General features: G+C 70.7%; 18 protein-coding genes. 2 read left to right on the forward strand and 16 right to left on the reverse strand.

The window, feature by feature from the left end:
* The 15 genes from M3677_RS00495 to M3677_RS00565 all read right to left on the reverse strand — a co-directional run bounded on the left by M3677_RS00495 (nt 1) and on the right by M3677_RS00565 (nt 13,872).
* Complete coding sequence (locus M3677_RS00495; RefSeq protein ID WP_066655080.1) at nt 1–828, reverse strand: purine-nucleoside phosphorylase; 828 nt, start codon at nt 826–828, stop codon at nt 1–3.
* A gap of 32 nt (nt 829–860) precedes the next feature.
* A complete protein-coding gene (locus tag M3677_RS00500; protein ID WP_209685140.1) occupies nt 861–1,139 on the reverse strand; it encodes a PTS sugar transporter subunit IIB in 279 nt (92 codons plus the stop codon).
* Nucleotides 1,136–1,582, reverse strand: coding sequence for a PTS sugar transporter subunit IIA (locus M3677_RS00505; protein WP_066655083.1), 447 nt, complete (start codon nt 1,580–1,582; stop codon nt 1,136–1,138). The genes M3677_RS00500 and M3677_RS00505 overlap by 4 nt, the downstream gene beginning before the upstream one ends.
* Nucleotides 1,583–1,584: 2 nt before the next feature.
* Nucleotides 1,585–2,697, reverse strand: a complete 1,113-nt coding sequence (locus M3677_RS00510; RefSeq protein WP_209685139.1) for an adenosine deaminase — start codon at nt 2,695–2,697, stop codon at nt 1,585–1,587.
* 131 nt (nt 2,698–2,828) lie between these two features.
* Entirely contained in the window at nt 2,829–4,118 is a 1,290-nt protein-coding gene (locus M3677_RS00515) for a thymidine phosphorylase (RefSeq protein ID WP_251159537.1), read from the reverse strand.
* Between the two features lies 1 nt (nt 4,119).
* Nucleotides 4,120–4,539 carry a cytidine deaminase gene (locus M3677_RS00520; protein ID WP_066658412.1) on the reverse strand — a complete coding sequence of 140 codons (420 nt, stop codon included), beginning with the start codon at nt 4,537–4,539 and terminating at the stop codon, nt 4,120–4,122.
* A gap of 127 nt (nt 4,540–4,666) precedes the next feature.
* Nucleotides 4,667–5,953 (reverse strand): ABC transporter permease, encoded by a 1,287-nt coding sequence (locus M3677_RS00525; RefSeq protein ID WP_066655089.1) that lies wholly within the window; start codon nt 5,951–5,953, stop codon nt 4,667–4,669.
* Nucleotides 5,950–7,296: an ABC transporter permease gene (locus M3677_RS00530; RefSeq protein WP_251159538.1), complete on the reverse strand. Its 1,347-nt coding sequence runs from the start codon at nt 7,294–7,296 to the stop codon at nt 5,950–5,952. The genes M3677_RS00525 and M3677_RS00530 overlap by 4 nt, the downstream gene beginning before the upstream one ends.
* Nucleotides 7,293–8,813, reverse strand: coding sequence for an ABC transporter ATP-binding protein (locus M3677_RS00535; RefSeq protein WP_066655091.1), 1,521 nt, complete (start codon nt 8,811–8,813; stop codon nt 7,293–7,295). The genes M3677_RS00530 and M3677_RS00535 overlap by 4 nt, the downstream gene beginning before the upstream one ends.
* A gap of 95 nt (nt 8,814–8,908) precedes the next feature.
* On the reverse strand, nt 8,909–9,979 hold the full coding sequence (locus M3677_RS00540) for a BMP family protein (RefSeq protein WP_066655092.1): 1,071 nt from the start codon (nt 9,977–9,979) through the stop codon (nt 8,909–8,911).
* Nucleotides 9,980–10,247: 268 nt separating this feature from the next.
* The gene (locus M3677_RS00545; RefSeq protein WP_209685135.1) at nt 10,248–10,607 is read right to left on the reverse strand and encodes a hypothetical protein; all 360 of its coding nucleotides are present in this window, start codon (nt 10,605–10,607) and stop codon (nt 10,248–10,250) included.
* Nucleotides 10,608–10,893: 286 nt separating this feature from the next.
* A complete protein-coding gene (locus M3677_RS00550; protein WP_209685133.1) occupies nt 10,894–11,433 on the reverse strand; it encodes a hypothetical protein in 540 nt (179 codons plus the stop codon).
* A 42-nt stretch (nt 11,434–11,475) separates the two neighbouring features.
* Nucleotides 11,476–11,871 (reverse strand): hypothetical protein, encoded by a 396-nt coding sequence (locus M3677_RS00555; RefSeq protein WP_251159539.1) that lies wholly within the window; start codon nt 11,869–11,871, stop codon nt 11,476–11,478.
* 161 nt (nt 11,872–12,032) lie between these two features.
* Nucleotides 12,033–12,404, reverse strand: a complete 372-nt coding sequence (locus M3677_RS00560; protein ID WP_066655099.1) for a hypothetical protein — start codon at nt 12,402–12,404, stop codon at nt 12,033–12,035.
* Between the two features lie 181 nt (nt 12,405–12,585).
* On the reverse strand, nt 12,586–13,872 hold the full coding sequence (locus tag M3677_RS00565; RefSeq protein WP_251159540.1) for an alpha/beta hydrolase: 1,287 nt from the start codon (nt 13,870–13,872) through the stop codon (nt 12,586–12,588).
* Nucleotides 13,873–13,912: 40 nt separating this feature from the next.
* On the opposite strand from M3677_RS00565, the gene M3677_RS00570 reads away from it, so the two are divergent.
* Nucleotides 13,913–14,071, forward strand: a complete 159-nt coding sequence (locus tag M3677_RS00570; RefSeq protein WP_251159541.1) for a hypothetical protein — start codon at nt 13,913–13,915, stop codon at nt 14,069–14,071.
* 272 nt (nt 14,072–14,343) lie between these two features.
* Here the strand turns inward: M3677_RS00570 and M3677_RS00575 are convergent, their stop codons facing one another.
* Nucleotides 14,344–15,459 (reverse strand): mannose-1-phosphate guanylyltransferase, encoded by a 1,116-nt coding sequence (locus tag M3677_RS00575; RefSeq protein ID WP_066655104.1) that lies wholly within the window; start codon nt 15,457–15,459, stop codon nt 14,344–14,346.
* Between the two features lie 238 nt (nt 15,460–15,697).
* On the opposite strand from M3677_RS00575, the gene M3677_RS00580 reads away from it, so the two are divergent.
* The gene (locus M3677_RS00580) at nt 15,698–16,936 is read left to right on the forward strand and encodes a glycosyltransferase family 1 protein (protein ID WP_251159542.1); all 1,239 of its coding nucleotides are present in this window, start codon (nt 15,698–15,700) and stop codon (nt 16,934–16,936) included.
* The last annotated feature ends 38 nt before the right edge of the window (nt 16,937–16,974 follow it).

A 16,974-nucleotide genomic window follows, 5' to 3' on the forward strand; every position in this document is an offset into this window, starting at 1 on the left:
TCACAGCGCCGCCACCACGCGGGCGAGGAGGTCCGCGATGACCGGCTCGGCCTCGCGCCCGGCCTCGAGCACCTCGGCGTGCGAGAGCGGGGTCTTCTGGATGCCCGCGGCGAGGTTCGTGATGAGCGAGAAGCCGAGGACCTCCATGCCCGCCTGACGGGCGGCGATCGCCTCGAGCGCGGTCGACATGCCGACGATGTGCCCGCCGATGGTCTTCGCCATCTGCACCTCGGCCGGGGTCTCGTAGTGCGGGCCGCGGAACTGCGTGTAGACGCCCTCGTCGAGGGTGGGGTCGATCGACTTCGCGACCTCGCGCAGCCGTGCCGAGTACAGGTCGGTCAGGTCGACGAACGTGGCGCCCTCGAGCGGGCTGTCCGCCGTCAGGTTGATGTGGTCGCTGATGAGGACCGGAGTGCCGGGCGTCCAGTGCTCCTTGATGCCGCCGGCGCCGTTGGTCAGCACCATGACCGACGCCCCGGTCGCCGCGGCGGTGCGAACGCTGTGCACCACGCGACGGACGCCGTGGTTCTCGTAGTAGTGGGTCCGTGCACCGATGACGAGTGCGTGCCGGCCGTCCTGCAGGCGGATCGACCGGACCGTGCCGGAGTGTCCGGGCACCGCAGAGGCGCTGAAGCCGGGGACCTCGGCCGCGGGGATCTCGGACACCGTCTCGCCGATGATGTCGGCGGCCTTGCCCCAGCCGGAGCCCAGGGTCAGGGCGATGTCGTGCCGCTCGATGCCGGACCGGTCGGCGATGACGGCGGCGGCGTCGCGGGCGACCTCGAACGGGTCGGCGGCGGGGTCGTTCAGCGGGTTCTCCGTGCTCATGCCCCAACTCTAGAGGCAGCGTCGGGAGCTGCTCAGTGCTCCCCGAGCGCCCGGTCGACCGCGGCCGTGATCTCGCCCTGGTCGAAGTGGTTCCGGATCACGATGACCTCGGCGTAGGTCTCCCCGATCGCCTCGACGAACTCCTGGCTGGTCAGGATCACGTTGGCGTCCTCGGCCACGGCGCGCACCGAGGCGACGTCCGCCGCGACGACCGACGCCGACAGCCCGAGCGTGCCGAGGGCCTTCTCCGCGTTCACCTTGAGGATCCCGCTGGACCCGATCCCCGCACCGCAGATCGTCACGATCTTCACGCCGACACCCCCATGATCGTCCGGACCTCGTCCGCGGAGCCCGCCGCCGCGAGCCGCGCGGTCACCGTGGCGTCGTTGAACGTGTTCGCGATGTCGCCGATCGACTCGAGGTGCGTCCCGACCTCGGCGACCGCGAGCCCGAGGACGACCGACACCGGGTCGTTGTGCGGGTGCCCGAACGACACCGGTTCGCGCAGGGTCACGACGGCCAGCCCGTCCCGCAGCACCGCCGGTCCCGGCCGGGCGTGCGCGAACGCGAGTCCGGGCGAGATGACGATGTACGGGCCGTGCTCCTCGACCAGGTCGATCATCGCGTCGGTGTACGGCGGCGTCGCCGACCCCGAGGTGACGAGCGCGGCACCGGCGAGCCGGAGCGCGTCGCGCCACGAGGACGCGCTCGCTCCGAGCACGACGGCGTCGTCCGGCAGCGGCGGCAGGGACATCGCTAGGCCTCCTGGTGTCCGGCCGTGATGGTCGCGATGATCTCCTCGCGGTCCTCGAGCGGCAGGAACGAGCCGAGCGCGGCGTTGATCTGGAACGCGGCGAGGTCGTCGAGGTCGTAGCCGAAGGTGCCGGCGAGCAGGGCGAGCTCGCGTGACAGCGACGTGCCGCTCATCAGGCGGTTGTCGGTGTTCACCGTCACGCGGAAGCCGAGCTGGTACAGCACGTCGAACGGGTGGTCGGCGAGGTCGTCGCCCCACGCGGCGATCGCACCGGTCTGCAGGTTCGACTGCGGGGCGACCTCGAGGGGGATCTCGCGGTCGCGGACCCACGACGCGATCTCGCCCAGCGACGCCAGCGTGGAGCCGTCACCGGCGTCCGACAGGGTGATGTCCTCGAAGATCCGGACGCCGTGGCCGAGGCGGAGCGCCCGACCGTCCACCAGTGCCGAGCGGATCGACGCCAGCCCGTCGGCCTCGCCGGCGTGGACCGTCACCGGGAACAGCTCGGATGCCAGGTACTCGAACGCCGCACGGTGGTTCGCGGGCGGGAAGCCTGCCTCGGCCCCCGCGATGTCGAAGCCGACCACGCCGCGGTCCCGGTGCCGGACGGCGAGCTCGGCGATCTCGAGCGACCGGTCCGCATGACGCATCGCGGTGACCAGCTGGCCGATCCGGATCGCGCCACCGGCGGCGTCGACCGCCTCCTCGATGCCGGCCTGCACCGCCTCGACCGTCTCGTCGAGCGTCAGCCCACCCCGCAGGTGCTGCTCCGGTGCCCACCTGATCTCGCCGTAGACGACCCCGTCGGCCACGAGGTCCTCGACGAACTCCTTCGCCACACGGTGCAGCTGCGGCGCGGTCTGCATCACCGACGTCGTGACGTCGAAGGTCTTCAGGTACTCGACGAGCGAGCCGCTGTTCGACTGCTCGGCGAACCATGCGCCGAGTGCCTCGGGGTCGGTCGTCGGCAGCTCGATGCCCGCCTCGTCCGCCATGTCGACGATGGTCGCCGGGCGCAGACCCCCGTCGAGGTGGTCGTGCAGCGAGACCTTGGGCAGGTCGTCGATGACCGCTCCGGCGTCGGGCAGGCGGTAGGTCGGGGCGTCGGCGCTCATGCTCCCAGGCTAGCGGTGGTCGCCGACGCCGCGTCGGCACCTGTGCACAACAGACGGACGGACCGACTGGAGGCTCCCCACAGACGAGTGGGGAGCCTCCGGTCGGTGTGGCCGGGTCGCGGCCGCGGCGCTCAGCCGGTGATGCGCTCCCGCACGATGGGGCCGCGCTCGGGCGCGGACGACCCGATCGCCCACGCACCCTCGAGCGACTCCAGCGCGCGGTCGAAGCGCGCCGGCTCGTCGGTGTGGAGCGTCCAGAGCGGCTGGCCCGCGGTGACGGTGTCGCCGGGCTTGACGTGCAGCTCGATGCCGGCTCCCGCCTGCACCGGGTCCTGCGCGCGGGCCCGGCCGGCGCCGAGACGCCACGCGGCGATGCCGAACGGCAGGGCGTCCTGCTGGACGAGCACACCCGACTCCGTCGCCGTGACCACGTGCTGCTCGCGGGCGACCGGCAGGTCCGCAGCGGGGTCGCCGCCCTGTGCCTCGATCATCCGGCGCCACGTGTCCATCGCCCGACCGTCGGCCAACGCTGCCGCCGGATCGGCGTCCGGCAGACCGGCGAGCCGCAGCATCTCCGACGCGAGCTCGACCGTCAGCGAGACCACGTCGGACGGGCCGCCGCCGGCGAGGACCTCGACCGACTCCCGGACCTCGAGCGCGTTCCCGATCGTCAGGCCGAGCGGGACCTCCATGTCGGTGAGCAGCGCCGAGGTCGCCACGCCCGCGTCGTTGCCGAGGTCGACCATCGTCTGCGCCAGCTCCTTCGACGCCTCGTACGTCGGCATGAACGCACCGGAGCCGAACTTGACGTCGAGCACGAGCGCACCCGTGCCCTCGGCGATCTTCTTCGACATGATGCTCGACGCGATGAGCGGGATGCACTCGACGGTGCCGGTGATGTCACGGAGCGCGTAGAGCTTCTTGTCCGCCGGTGCCAGTCCCGAGCCGGCCGCGCAGATGACCGCGCCGACGTCGCGGAGCACCTCCATCATGCGGTCGTTCGAGATCGACGCCTGCCATCCGGCGATCGACTCGAGCTTGTCGAGCGTGCCGCCGGTGTGGCCGAGCCCGCGGCCGGAGAGCTGGGGCACCGCCACCCCGAACGACGCGACGAGCGGCGCGAGCGGCAGCGTGATCTTGTCCCCGACGCCTCCGGTGGAGTGCTTGTCCACCGTGGTCTTGCCGAGGGCGTCGAACGACATCCGCTCCCCCGACGCGATCATCGCGAGCGTCAGGTCCTTGATCTCCCGCCGTTCCATGCCGTTGAGGAAGATCGCCATCGCCAGGGCCGCCATCTGCGGGTCCTCGACGAACCCGCGCGTGTACGCGTCGACGAGCCAGTCGATCTCGGCGGTGGCCAGGGCCTCGCCGGAGCGCTTGGTGCGGATGAGGTCGACGGTGTCGAAGGGCTCGACTGCCATGTCAGTGCTCCTGCTGGTAGGTCGCGAGGGTGCGGGGCCCGAACGCGTCGGGGAGCACCTGGTCGATCGTGCGGATGCCCGAGACCGTCTCGAGGAGCATGCCCTCGGTCGAGTGCTCGAACAGCAGCTGCCGGCACCGGCCGCACGGCATGAGCGTCGCACCGTCGCCGTCCACGCAGGTGAACGCGACGAGCTTGCCGCCGCCGGTCATGTGCAGCTGCGAGACGAGCGAGCACTCGGCGCACAGGGTGACCCCGTACGACGCGTTCTCGATGTTGCAGCCGGAGACGATCCGTCCGTCGTCGGTGAGCGCAGCAGCGCCGACCGGGAACGACGAGTACGGCGCGTAGGCCCGCCGCATCGCGGCGGTCGCAGCGTCCCGCAGGGCGCTCCAGTCGACGTCGACGCTCGCGTCGATCACGGTGTCCGGGTCGGACGGGAGGCTCGTGGCCGGGTCCGTCCAGGACGGCTCGCCGGTCGCGGGGCCGGTGGTGACCTCCTGGTCACCGGAAGGGTTCGTGTCGGTCATGTGCCGCGCCTCCAGGCCGTCAGCTCTTGGTGTACGGCTTGCCGGCGGCCGCCGGTCCGCGCGACTGCCCGACCAGGCCGGCGACCGCGAAGATCGTGACCACGTAGGGCAGCATGAGCAGGAACTCGCTCGGCACCGGGGAGTCGATCGCGCCGAGGATGTTCTGCAGGTTCGACGCGAAGCCGAACAGCAGCGCCGCGAGCGTCGCCCGGATCGGGTCCCAGCGACCGAAGATGACGGCGGCCAGGGCGATGTAGCCCGCGCCCGCGGTCATGTCCTTCGTGAACGGGCCGACCGCGTCGAGCGTGAAGTACGCGCCGCCGAGACCGGCGATCGCGCCGGCGAGCGAGACGTTCCAGAAGCGCGTCCGCGCGACGTTGATGCCCACCGTGTCCGCGGCCTGCGGGTGCTCGCCGACCGCGCGGAGGCGCAGGCCCCAGCGGGTCTTGAACAGCGCGAAGGTGACGACCGCGACCGCGACGTAGGCGAGGTAGACGACGACCGTCTGCTCGAAGAACACCGGGCCGATGACCGGGATCTGGTGCAGGACCGGGATCTCGAGCTTCGGGAAGCGCACGCCGATGTTGAGCGTCTGCTCGTTCGGCGAGAGCACCTGCGAGTAGAGGAAGCCCGTCAGGCCCGAGATGAACGCGTTGATGACGACACCGACGATGACCTGGTCGACCAGGTACTTGATGCTGAACGCCGCCAGGAGGAACGAGACGAGCACGCCGGCGACGAGCGCACCGACGAGGCCGACCCACGCGGAACCGGTCAACGAGGCGATCATCGCCGAGGTGAACGCGCCGGCGAGGAACTGGCCCTCGATGGCGATGTTCACGACGCCGACACGCTCCGAGATGACGCCGCCGAGGGCTCCGAACACGAGCGGGACGCTGAGACCCAGGGCGCCCAGGAGCAGGCCCGGCACGGGGATGGTGTCACCGGCGGCCGACCAGGCGAGGAAGCCGACGACGAAGACGACCGCGAAGACCGCGGTCAGCCAGAGCGGGATCCGGCGGTTCGCTCGGACCTCGACGACGGCGTACACGGTGGCGAGCGCCAGCAGGACGATGACGACGATGCCGGTGCCGGTCGCGGGGAGCGGCACGTTCGGCAGCGCGAAGAAGTCGCCGCCGTTGGCGAGCCGGAACGTGGTGTCGCCGGCACGGTGGAGCACGCCGAAGAACAGCAGCGCGAGCAGGGTGAAGACGCCGAAGCCGATCGGGGCCTTCCAGCTCCGGGTCGTCTCGATCGGGCGGTCGGACAGCGCCGGTGCGGGCGCCGCGGTGGTGGTGGTGCTCATGCGGCGACCGCCTTCCGGGAGTTCTTCGCGGCACGACCGCGACGACGCGCACCCGGCTGCGGGATGCGGAAGATCGCGCGGACGAGCGGCGGTGCGGCGATGAACAGGACGATGAGCGCCTGGATCACGCCGACGATGTCGATCGGGATGTCGTTCGCGGCCTGCATGGCGTAGCCGCCGTTCTTCAGGACGCCGAACAGGATCGCGGCCCAGAACACGCCCCACGGCTTCGAACGGCCGAGGAGGGCGACCGTGATCGCGTCGAAGCCGATGCCGGCGTCGATGCCCGAGGTGAAGCCCGAGGTCACGGCGCCCTGCACCTGGTAGGCGCCGGCGATGCCGACGAGCGCACCGGAGATGACCATCACCCAGATGGTGAGCGCGGGGACGCTCATGCCGGCGACGCGGGCGGCGCGCGGGTTCTCACCGATCGTCCGGAAGCGGAAGCCGAGCGACGACTTGTTGACGAGCCACCACACCACGACCACGGCGATCAGCGCGACGACGAAGCCGAGGTCGATGCCGTACCGGGGACCGAACAGCGCCGGGAAGACCGCGCTCTCCTTCGTGGCGGGCGAGATCGGGTTCGAGCTGCCCGGCGCCTGCAGCAGCCCCGGCGTGCGGAGCAGGTAGCTGACGAGGTAGAGCGCGACGTAGTTGAGCATGATCGTCAGGACGACCTCGTTGGCACCGGTGCGGGCCTTGAGGACCCCGACCAGGCCGCCCCAGACCGCACCGCCGACGATGCCGGCGACGACGGTGAGCGGGATGTGGATCGCGGCGGGGCCGTCGAACGAGAAGCCGACCCAGCCGGCGGCTGCGGCACCGATGAGGATCTGACCCTGGCCGCCGATGTTGAAGAGGCCGGCCCGGAAGGACAGCGCGATGCCGAGGCCCGCGGCGATCAGCGGCACGGCGTAGTCGACCGAGCGCGTGATCGGCGCGATGGCCTGCGCGAAGGAGCTCGCGCCGAAGTTCACGACCGAGCCCTGGAAGAGCGACCGGTACGCGCCACCGACCGCGGTGCCGACGGCCTGGAAGGTGTCGGCGGGGCGGGCGAAGAAGTACCCGGCCGCCGCGCGGACGTTCTCGTCGGTGACGGCGATCAGGATGCCGCAGGCGACGAGGGCGAGGACGACGGCGAGGACGGTCACGAGCACGGAGCCGTTGACGATGCTTTGCAGCGCCGTGCTCCAGCGGTCACCGCCGGCAGCCCGACGCTCGGTGTCGTCCGCCGAGTCCGTCATGAGGTGCGGGGTGCCCTCGACGTCCTGCATGCGGTCGTCGGTGGGTGCCTCGGCCGGGGTCGCCGGCTGCGTGTTGTCTGGCGTGGGGGTGCTCACGCTGCCAGCTCCGTTCCTTCTGGGATCTCCCCGGCCATCATGAGGCCGAGGACGTCGCGCGGGGTGTCCGCGGGGACGATGCCGACGATGCCGCCGCGGTACATGACCGCGATCCGGTCGGCGAGCGCCACGACCTCGTCGAGCTCCGTGGAGACGACGATGACCGGGACGCCGGTGTCGCGGGTGGCGACGATGCGCTTGTGCACGAACTCGATCGAGCCGACGTCGATGCCGCGCGTGGGCTGCGCGGCGACGAACAGCCGCAGCTCGCGGCTCAGCTCGCGGGCGAGGACGATCTTCTGCTGGTTGCCGCCCGACAGCCGACCGGCCGCCGTGGTGCGGGACGGCGTGCGGATGTCGAACTCGGCGATCTTCTCGTCGGCGAACGCGTCGCGCTCGGCGGCGCGGATCGTGCCGGCGCGCACGAACTCGTCGTGGTCGGCGCGGTCGAGCATGAGGTTCTCGGCGATCGTGAACTCCCCGACCAGGCCGTCCTCCTTGCGGTCCTCGGGCACGAAGCCCACCCCCGCGTCGAGGACCTGCTTCACCGTGCGACCGGTGAGCTCCTTGCCGTCGAGCGTGATGCGACCCGCGTGCACGGGCTCGAGGCCGATGATCGCCTCGGTCAGCTCGGTCTGCCCGTTGCCCTGCACACCGGCGATGGCGAGGACCTCGCCGCGGCGGACGGTGAACGAGACGTCGTCGACGAGCACGACGCCCGACGGGTCGGTGACGGTCACGCCCTCGACCACGAGGGCGTCCTCGCCGCCGGACGCGGGCGTCTTGTCGACGACGAGCGAGACGGCCCGGCCGACCATGAGCGCAGCGAGCTCGTTGTTCGTCGCGGTCGGCGAGGCCTCGCCGACGACCTTGCCGAGGCGGATCACCGTGATCCGGTCGGCGACCTCGCGCACCTCGCGCAGCTTGTGCGTGATGAAGACGATCGCGGTGCCGGCCTCGCGGAGCTGGCGCATGATGCCCATCAGCTCGTCGGTCTCCTGCGGCGTCAGGACCGCCGTCGGCTCGTCGAAGACGAGGACCTTCGCGTCGCGGGACAGCGCCTTGATGATCTCGACGCGCTGCTGCACGCCGACGGGCAGGTCCTCGATGCGGGCGTCGGGGTCGACGTCGAACCCGAAGCGGTCGCTGATCTCGCGCACGCGCTTGCGGGCGCCGGCGAGGTCGAGACGACCGCCGAAGGTCGTCTGCTCCTGACCGAGCATGACGTTCTCGGCGACGGTGAACACCGGCACGAGCATGAAGTGCTGGTGCACCATGCCGATGCCGGAGCGCATGGCGTCACCGGGGCCGTCGAAGTCCTGGACGACGTCATCCAGGAGGATCTCGCCCTCGTCCGCCTGGTACAGGCCGTAGAGCACGTTCATCAGGGTGGACTTGCCCGCACCGTTCTCGCCCAGGAGGCAGTGCACCTCACCGGGTTCGACCGTGAGGGAGATGTGGTCGTTCGCGACCAGGGGGCCGAACCGCTTGGTGATTCCGCGGAGCTCGAGCTTCATGTTGTCTACTGCGTTCCTGTTGGTCAGCGCGTCACCCGTCGGTGGACGCGCGGAAACGCGGGCGGAGGATCGATCCCCCGCCCGCGTTCACCCGACTACTTGTCCGACTGCGTCTCGACCGTGATCGAGCCGTCGATGATGCCCGACTTGATCTTGTCGAGCTCGTCCTGCAGACCCGAGTCCACCTTGGACTCGTAGTCGTGGAACGGCGCGATGCCGACGCCGTCGTTCTTCAGGGTGCCGACGTACGGCTCCTTCGAGAACTTGTCGTCCGCCGCCTGCTCGACGACGTCCTTGACCGCCGGGCGCATGCCCTTCATCACCGAGGTGAAGGCGATGTCCTTGTAGCGGGGGTCGGCCTCGTAGAGGTCGCTGTCCGCGCCGATCAGGACCGAACCGTTGTTCGCGTCCTTGATCGCCTCGGCTGCCGACTGGTAGATCGGGCCACCGACGGGCAGGATCACGTCGGCGTCCTGGTCGAGCAGGGTCTGCGCGACCGACTTGGCCTGCGTGCCCGCCTCGAAGCCACCGGTGAAGGAGCCCTTGCCGGTCTCGACGTTCCAGCCGACGACCTTGACGTCCTTCTTCTTCTGCTCGTTGTAGTACTTCACGCCGTCCGCGAAGCCGTCCATGAAGATGGTGACGGTCGGGATCTGCATGCCGCCGAAGGTGCCGACGACGCCGGTCTTCGAGTAGGACGCCGCCGCGTAGCCGGCCAGGAAGGCGGCCTGCGAGGTGTCGAACGTGATCGGCTTGACGTTCTTCGCGTCGATCGAGTTGTCGTCGATGATCGCGAACTCGGTGTCGGGGTTCGCAGCTGCCTGCTTCTTCGTGGCGTCTGCGAGGTTGAAGCCGACCGTGATGATCATGTTGCAGTTCTGGTTGACGAGCTGCTCGATGTTCGAGTCGTAGACCGTGGCGTCCTTGGACTCGGCCTTGTTGTAGTCGGCGCCGAGCTCCTTCGCCGCGTCGACCATGCCGTCGAAGCCGAGCTGGTTGAAGGACTTGTCGTCGAAGCCACCGGCGTCGGAGACCATGCAGGGGCGGAAGTCGGTCTTCTTCGCCGAGGTGGTGTCGGACGGGGCAGCCGAGCAGCCGGCCAGGACGGCCATGGTGCCGGCGAGCGCGAGGCCGCTGAGCAGGACCTTGCGGGTACGAGATGTCACGGGTTGGTTCCTCCGGGGGGCGGTGCCCGGACCACGTGCGTTCCGGGCGATCGTGGCGACAGTACACGACCGTCGGGCCGGTACAGAACGCCCCTGAGGGACTCCTGGGATCAGTTACACGATCGCGACCCCGACGAAACGCGCTCGTAACGCCGACGTCCCCCGGGGACCCGGTCCGGGGGACGATCCGAGGATTTCGTGGTGGAGCGCTACAGCGAGCGACACCTGCCGTCGTTCGTGCACGGAAGCACCAGACGACGGTCCTGCATCACTCGTCGGCCTGCTGCTCCGCAATGCGGTCGGCGTCGCCGGGGAAGCACAGGGACACTGCCTGGACCGTGGAGTTGCCGGGGGAGGCGTACGCACTGATCGAAGCGATCTGTTCACCGCCGCGCCCGAGCACCGCCGGTCCGTCGTCTGGATCACGGACGATGACCCGCAGCCCCTGCCCACGCCAGTGCTCCGCAATCCGGGCGCCGTCCTCGGACGGGTCACCCGCCAGCGTGCTCCCCGAGAGGTACCGCCACTGCGCACCCTGCTCGCCGTCGGACAGGACGCAGTCCTCGGGGTGGTCAGGTCCGGCTCGCGCCTTCCAGTGCCCGCCGAGGAGTCGGGTTGCATCGTCCACGGCGTCGATCATCTGCTGTTTCGCGGTCGCTGCATCCGGGTAGGACTCCGTTCGTCGGTCCGTCGCTGTGTCGGTCGCGCTGGGGACACAGCCGCGCAGCAGACCCGCGAGCGCGAAGACGACGGCGGAGCTCGCGACGATCCGCTCGCTGCTCCGGCGAACGGAGACCGCCGTGAACGATGCTCCGTGCGTCACCCGTCGGCCTGCTGCTCCTCGGCCCGTGGTCGTGGTCAGACGACGCGCGGGCCGTCCTGCGTGCATGCGCATCCTCCTTCGACGGAGCGGATCAGGACCCGCTGCTCTGCTCCTCTTCGATCTCGTCGGCACTCCCCGGGAAGCAGAGCGATTCGGCCTCCAGCGTGTACTTGCCCGGGAACGCGTACAGATCGATCAGCGCGGTCGAGGCTCCACCCCGTCCGACGACGACCGGGCCGTCAGGATCCGCGACTCGTCCGACGGTCATGCCCGCGGACTGCCAGGTCTTCGTGACCGCCGCAGCATCGTCGTCCGGATTGCCCCCTCCGTCCGTCCTGGTGGTCAGGTAGACCCAGTTGGCTCCTTGTCCACCGTCGGGGAGCGTGCAGCTGTCGACGTAGTCCGGACCCTGCGTGGTGACCCATTCGCCCCCGAGCGCCGCAGCGGTCCTGTCGACGAGCTCGGTCATCTTCCGCTGAGCAGTCTCGGGGTCCACCTGGGCCGTCCTTCCATCGTCGGACAGCGTCTCGCCGACCGGAGGGTGTTGCGTGCAACCGCTGATGACGATCAGCAATGCGAGGGGTGTGAGGGCAACGCTCGTCAGGCGCCGCATGGTCAGCTCGGCAGACATTCGTCTCCTCTCGAGACGCTCCGGCGTCTCGTCCTCGGAGGCTCACTCGACCTCGTCGGCGTCGTCCTCGGCCATGCGGTCGGCGTCGCCGGGGAAGCACAGCGAGACGGCCTGGACGGTGTAGTTGCCGGAGACCGCGTAGAAGCTGATGGACGCGATGTCCCCGCCTCCCCCACCGAAGACCACCGGCCCGGTGCTCGTGTCCCGCGCGCTCACGCGCTTGCCCTGCGCACGCCAGTGGTCGGCCATCGCCGAGCCGTCTTCCTCCGGCCGCCCCTCGATCGCGCTCCCCGTCAGGTACCGCCAGTGTGCTCCGCGCTCCCCGTCCGGCAACGAGCACCGCTCCGCTGCGTCCGGTCCGGTCCGCGCCGTCCACACTCCGCCGAGGAGCTCGGTGGCGTCGTCCACAGCGGCGATCATCTGTTGCTTCGCGGTCACTGCGTCCACGATCGGATCCGTTGCGCTGGCCGTCCTCGTCTCGACCGCTCGGGACGCACACCCGGTGCTCAGTCCCGCGAGCGCGAGGACGACGATGAGGCTTGCGAGGTCGCGCGCGCTGATCCGGCACGGCCAGGACACCACGAACCCGGGATCGCGGGTCATTCGTCGGCCTGCTGCTCCTCGATCTCGTCTGCGTCGCCAGCGAAGCACATCGAGAGCGCTTGGATGCTGTAGTTGCCGGGGAAAGCGAAGAAACGGATCATCTCGACGCGATCGCCGCCGCGAGCGACCACCGCCGGCCCCTTGGAGTCAGCGAGTCGGTCCACGGTCAGACCGGCGGACCTCCAGACATCGGAGGCAGCAGCAGCGTCCGCCTCGACGTCGGCGGACTCTGCTCGAGCAACTCGGTACACCCACCGAGCTCCTTCCTCGTCGCTCGACAGCTGGCAGCTCTCGACGTAATCGGGAGACGTCCGCGTCTCCCATTCGCCGCCGAGCGCGGCCGTTGTCTGATCGACGATGTCGATCATGTTTCGCTTCGCAGTGTCTGCGTCCACGGAGTACGTCCTCTCAGTCGGTCGGGTTGCATCATGTTGCTGCCCGGCACATCCGGCGGTCACGACGACGACTGCCAGTAGCGCCGCCGTCGCCGCGAGTGCGCGACGAGCACGGTGTCGTGCGTTCATGTGCCTCCTCCTTCGTCGGACCGGGTCATCGATCTCGCGCCCCGGTCAGCAACTCGTCCTGACCTGTGGTGGCGAGTGCCACGTTGTGCAGTGACTCGGTACCACGGTCCAGGTAACCTCGGTGGTCCTTGAACACCGGGGCGTGATGCAGGACCGACGCAAGGGTCTGCCCCTCGCTCCCAGTCCCGCCGTCGGCGCCGAACACGGTCGCTCCGAAACCCTGCGCGGTCGGGTCGACGCGATGGGCGAGGCTCTTCTCCCGGCCGAACGTCGCCCATTCGTCACCCTGTCCGGACTCGCCGGTGGGGCCGTCCTTCGCCTGAGCCGCGAAGACCTGGTCTGCGTGCAGCTGCTGCGCATCGTCGAGCCCATCGGGCAGCCCGGCAGAACCCAGTGCGACGAACCGATCAACGTGGACACCCCGCTCGGCCAGAGCCACAGCGCCCGCGGTCGTGCCGTAGGAGTGCGCCACGACGTTCGTCTGCACGTCATCAGTTCCGCGGACGGCTGAGAACCCGCGGATCGAATCTGCGAGACGCTTGCCGCCCTCCTTCGCCTTGGCCATGAGGAGCACATCCTGTGGTCCCGGGGTGGTGTAGCCGACCCAAGCGACGACTGCTCGATCCGAAGGGTCTGCGACGTCTGTGGTGTCCGCAACGTCCGTTTGCTCATCGGCGATGTTCTGAGCGGCCCTCGCCCACGTCGTCATGTCCGCTGTCGTGGTGTCCATACCAGGGACAGCCCAGGTCGCTGACTTCGCACGATCGAGATCGCCGATCGAGACAGCAGCGAGCGGCGGTCGATCGTCGGTGAGTGCGATGAGGAAGCGCTTGCCGTCGGAACCCTTCTTCGTCAAGGCAGCATTGACGTTCCGGAGGGCCTTGCGGTCCGCGTACCGCGCCGTCAGTTCCCGCGCCAACACCCGTGAGCCGTCACCCGCCGATGCGACCGTCCGCTCCAGCTGCTCGATCTGGCACTCCACGTCGACCAGTCGCTGGTTCAGCACGAGGGCGTTCGCCGTACTCCGCGCCCAGTACGGGACACCCTCGAGGTTCCCGAGTCGCGCGAGGACGTCCGTCGGGAAACCGTCGAACACGCTGGCGTCGGCCGTCGTCAGCCCGAGCGCAGCCCAGCGCTCCGCGACCTCCGTCGGCGTCAGGTGCTCCGCGAACAGCCGTTGGAGGGCAGGCGCCGCCTGTCCGGTCGCCGCGATGTCGAGAGCCGCGTTCGACAGCGACCCACTGCCGCCGGCGGCCTCGAAGGCGTCGGCGATCCTGCCGATCCAGCTCCGATCCTCGTCGTTCTCGCGCACGTAGCGCGCGAAACCCGCCGGCATGCTCGCGCGGTCGACCGTGACCCAGGCGCAGGAGGACCGGAAGGAGGACCACGCCGATCGCACGCGCTCGGACTCGGCCGACGCGGTCGTGCCCGGTCCCGAGGTCGTCGTCACGAAGGCCCGGAGCGCGCTCGGATCGGCAGAACTCCTGCCACGGCTCGCTCCGTCGCCGTAGCGCGCACACTCCCGACCGCGGAACTCGGCGTCGACCTCCGGCCTCGGCTCGGGTTCGGTCGCCGGCTCGGGATCGGTGAAGCGCTCCAGTGCGTCGACGACCGATCGTCCTGCGGACCGGCGAAGGCCTCGGCCACGGACGCCGCCCGTTTCCGGTCGGCGTCACGCGCCTTCCAGTCGGCGTGGTCACGCTGGCGCTCCCGTTCGCGCTCCGCAGCAGCGACCGCGGCGTCGATCTGGTCGGCGAGGTCGACCAGCAAGGTCGGCGGACCGTCAGAGCACGTCCCCCCGACCGCTCAGCTTCAGTGCGTCCACCACGCCCTTGACCCGCTGCGCGTTCGCGCTCGTGGTGACGAGCAGCGCGTCCGGGGTGTCGACGACGACGATGTCCTCGACCCCGATGAGCGAGATGAGTCGCTGGCTGTGCGCCACGACGATGCCGCTCGACGAGTCGGCGAGGATCCGCGCGCCGTCCCCGAGCACGGCGAGGTTGTTCGCCCGCCCGCCGGACTGCAGCTTCGCGAGCGAGGCGAAGTCGCCGACGTCGTCCCAGTCGAAGTCGCCGGGCACGACGGCCATGCGCCCCGCGGCGGCGGCGGGCTCGGCCACGGTGTAGTCGATCGCGATCTTCTCGAGCCCCGGCCAGATCGCGTCGACGACCGCGCCGCGCGAGGAGGTGTCCCACGCCGCGGCGAGCTCCTCGATGCCGGCGAGCAGCTCGGGCTTCGTGCGGCCGATCTCGGCGAGCAGCACGTCGGCCCGCGCGATGAACATGCCGGCGTTCCAGAGGTACGAGCCGTCCTCCAGGTAGCCGCGGGCGGTGTCGAGGTCGGGCTTCTCGACGAACGACTTCACCGCGTGCACCGTCGACGCACCCTCGACCGGGAGCGCAGCGCCGTCGGCGTGGATGTAGCCGAAGCCGATCGCCGGCTCGGTCGGGGTGATGCCGATGGTCGTCACGTACCCGGCGCGTGCGGCGGCGACGGCCTCGCGCACCGAGCGGCGGAAGCCCCGGGCGTCACCGATGACGTGGTCCGCCGCGAACGAGCCGATGACCACGTCCGGCTCACGGCGGCGCAGGATGGCGGCGGCGAGCCCGATGGCCGCGGTCGAGTCCTTCGGCTCGCTCTCGAGCACGACGTTGTGGTCGGCCACGCCGGGCAGCTGCGCCTCGACGGCTGCTCGGTGCGCCCGCCCGGTCACGACCATGATCCGCTGCTCGCCGGCGAGCGGTGCGAGCCGGTCCCAGGTCTGCCGCAGGAGCGACGCGCCGGACCCGGTCAGGTCGTGCAGGAACTTGGGCGCGTCGGCGCGCGAGAGCGGCCAGAGGCGGGAACCGATGCCGCCGGCCGGGATGATCGCGTAGAAGTCCTCGAGTGCGTCTGCCACCCGCTCACCGTACCGGTGTCGCCGGACGTGACCTGGACGCCACCCGGACGACCGCCGCACCGCTCCTGCGGGTGCCCGCAGCGGCCGCTCGCAGCGGGACGGGCCGCAGCCGACGGGACGGCCGGGCCCCGCGCCTCCCGACCGGCTCGCAGCGCAGCGCGAGTTCACCGGCTGCGCGCCGCCCGTTCACCCGCGCCGCCCCGGCCGGTCACGGCGCGCGCGGACCATGGACAGCACCATGAGCGCACGCAGCGTGGAGCGCGGCACGTCCCAGCGGACCGTCGCCGTCGTGACCGAGAGCTTCCTGCCCACCCTGAACGGCGTCACCACCAGCGTCCTGGCGGTCCTCGACCACCTGGAGCGCCGCGGCCACCGCGCGGTGGTGATCGCCCCGGACACCCCCGGTCTCGCTCGGTTCCGCTCGGGGACCCGGGTCGAGCGCTACCGGTCATTCGACGTGCACCGGGTGCCCGCCGTGGCATACCGGCAGTTCCCGGTCGCGCTCCCCCACCCCGTGCTCGACACGATCCTCGCCGCCTCCGGCGCCGACGTGCTGCACGCTGCGAGTCCGTTCCTGCTGGGCGGTCGCGCGATCACGGCGGCCGGGAGGCTCGGCATCCCCTCCGTCGCCGTCTTCCAGACCGACGTGGCCGGGTTCGCCCGCCGCAACGGGCTGACCGCGACCGTCCCGTTGGTCAGGAGGATCCTGGGCCGCATCCACGCGGGGGCGTCGCTGACGCTCGCCCCGTCCAGCGCGACCGCGGCGATGCTCGCCGAGGACGGCGTGCCCCGCGTCGCCCGCTGGGGCCGCGGTGTCGACACCGACCTGTTCCACCCGGACCGGCGACGCTCGGCGCACGTCCGTGCGGCGCGGCGGCGGATCGCACCGGGTGGCGAGACCATCGTCGGCTACGTCGGTCGACTCGCGCCCGAGAAGGAGGTCGAGCGGCTCGCCGAGCTCGGCGGCGTCCCGGGCATCCGGCTGGTCGTCGCCGGCGGCGGGCCGTCGCGTGCGTCCCTCGAGCGTCGGCTGCGACACCTCGACGTCACGTTCACGGGACCCCTGCGCGGCGACGCCCTGGCCGACGCCTACGCGATGCTCGACGTCTTCGTGCACACGGGTCCGGCCGAGACCTTCGGGCAGACCCTGCAGGAGGCCCACGCGAGCGGCCTGCCGGTCGTCGCGCCGGCATCGGGCGGCCCGATCGACCTCGTCGCGCCCGGCCTCGACGGCGAGCTGTACGACCCCGACGTGCCCCAGGCACTCCGTCACGCCGTGCTCGGGCTCGTGACGGACCCGGCGGCGGCCGCACGGATGGGCTCGGCCGGGCGTCTCCGGGTCGAGGGCACCACGTGGGAGGCCGTCGGCGACCAGCTCCTCGCACACCACGACACCGCCCGCACGATCGGGGCTCCGCCGACCCTGTCCCGGACCCTCCGTGTCGGGTGGGACGAGAGTGTCAGCGCACGCGCATAGGATGGGTCGTGTTCCACACGAACACGAACGGCAAGGGC

Source organism: Curtobacterium sp. P97 (genome assembly GCF_023712445.1).
Lineage (GTDB): Bacteria > Actinomycetota > Actinomycetes > Actinomycetales > Microbacteriaceae > Curtobacterium.

Coding starts and splice junctions, on each gene's coding strand:
- M3677_RS00495 (WP_066655080.1), bottom strand. CDS start 828: ATGAGCACGGAGAACCCGCTGAACGACCCCGCCGCCGACCCGTTCGAG.
- M3677_RS00505 (WP_066655083.1), bottom strand. CDS start 1,582: ATGTCCCTGCCGCCGCTGCCGGACGACGCCGTCGTGCTCGGAGCGAGC.
- M3677_RS00510 (WP_209685139.1), bottom strand. CDS start 2,697: ATGAGCGCCGACGCCCCGACCTACCGCCTGCCCGACGCCGGAGCGGTC.
- M3677_RS00515 (WP_251159537.1), bottom strand. CDS start 4,118: ATGGCAGTCGAGCCCTTCGACACCGTCGACCTCATCCGCACCAAGCGC.
- M3677_RS00525 (WP_066655089.1), bottom strand. CDS start 5,953: ATGAGCACCACCACCACCGCGGCGCCCGCACCGGCGCTGTCCGACCGC.
- M3677_RS00535 (WP_066655091.1), bottom strand. CDS start 8,813: ATGAAGCTCGAGCTCCGCGGAATCACCAAGCGGTTCGGCCCCCTGGTC.
- M3677_RS00550 (WP_209685133.1), bottom strand. CDS start 11,433: ATGTCTGCCGAGCTGACCATGCGGCGCCTGACGAGCGTTGCCCTCACA.
- M3677_RS00560 (WP_066655099.1), bottom strand. CDS start 12,404: ATGATCGACATCGTCGATCAGACAACGGCCGCGCTCGGCGGCGAATGG.
- M3677_RS00580 (WP_251159542.1), top strand. CDS start 15,698: ATGAGCGCACGCAGCGTGGAGCGCGGCACGTCCCAGCGGACCGTCGCC.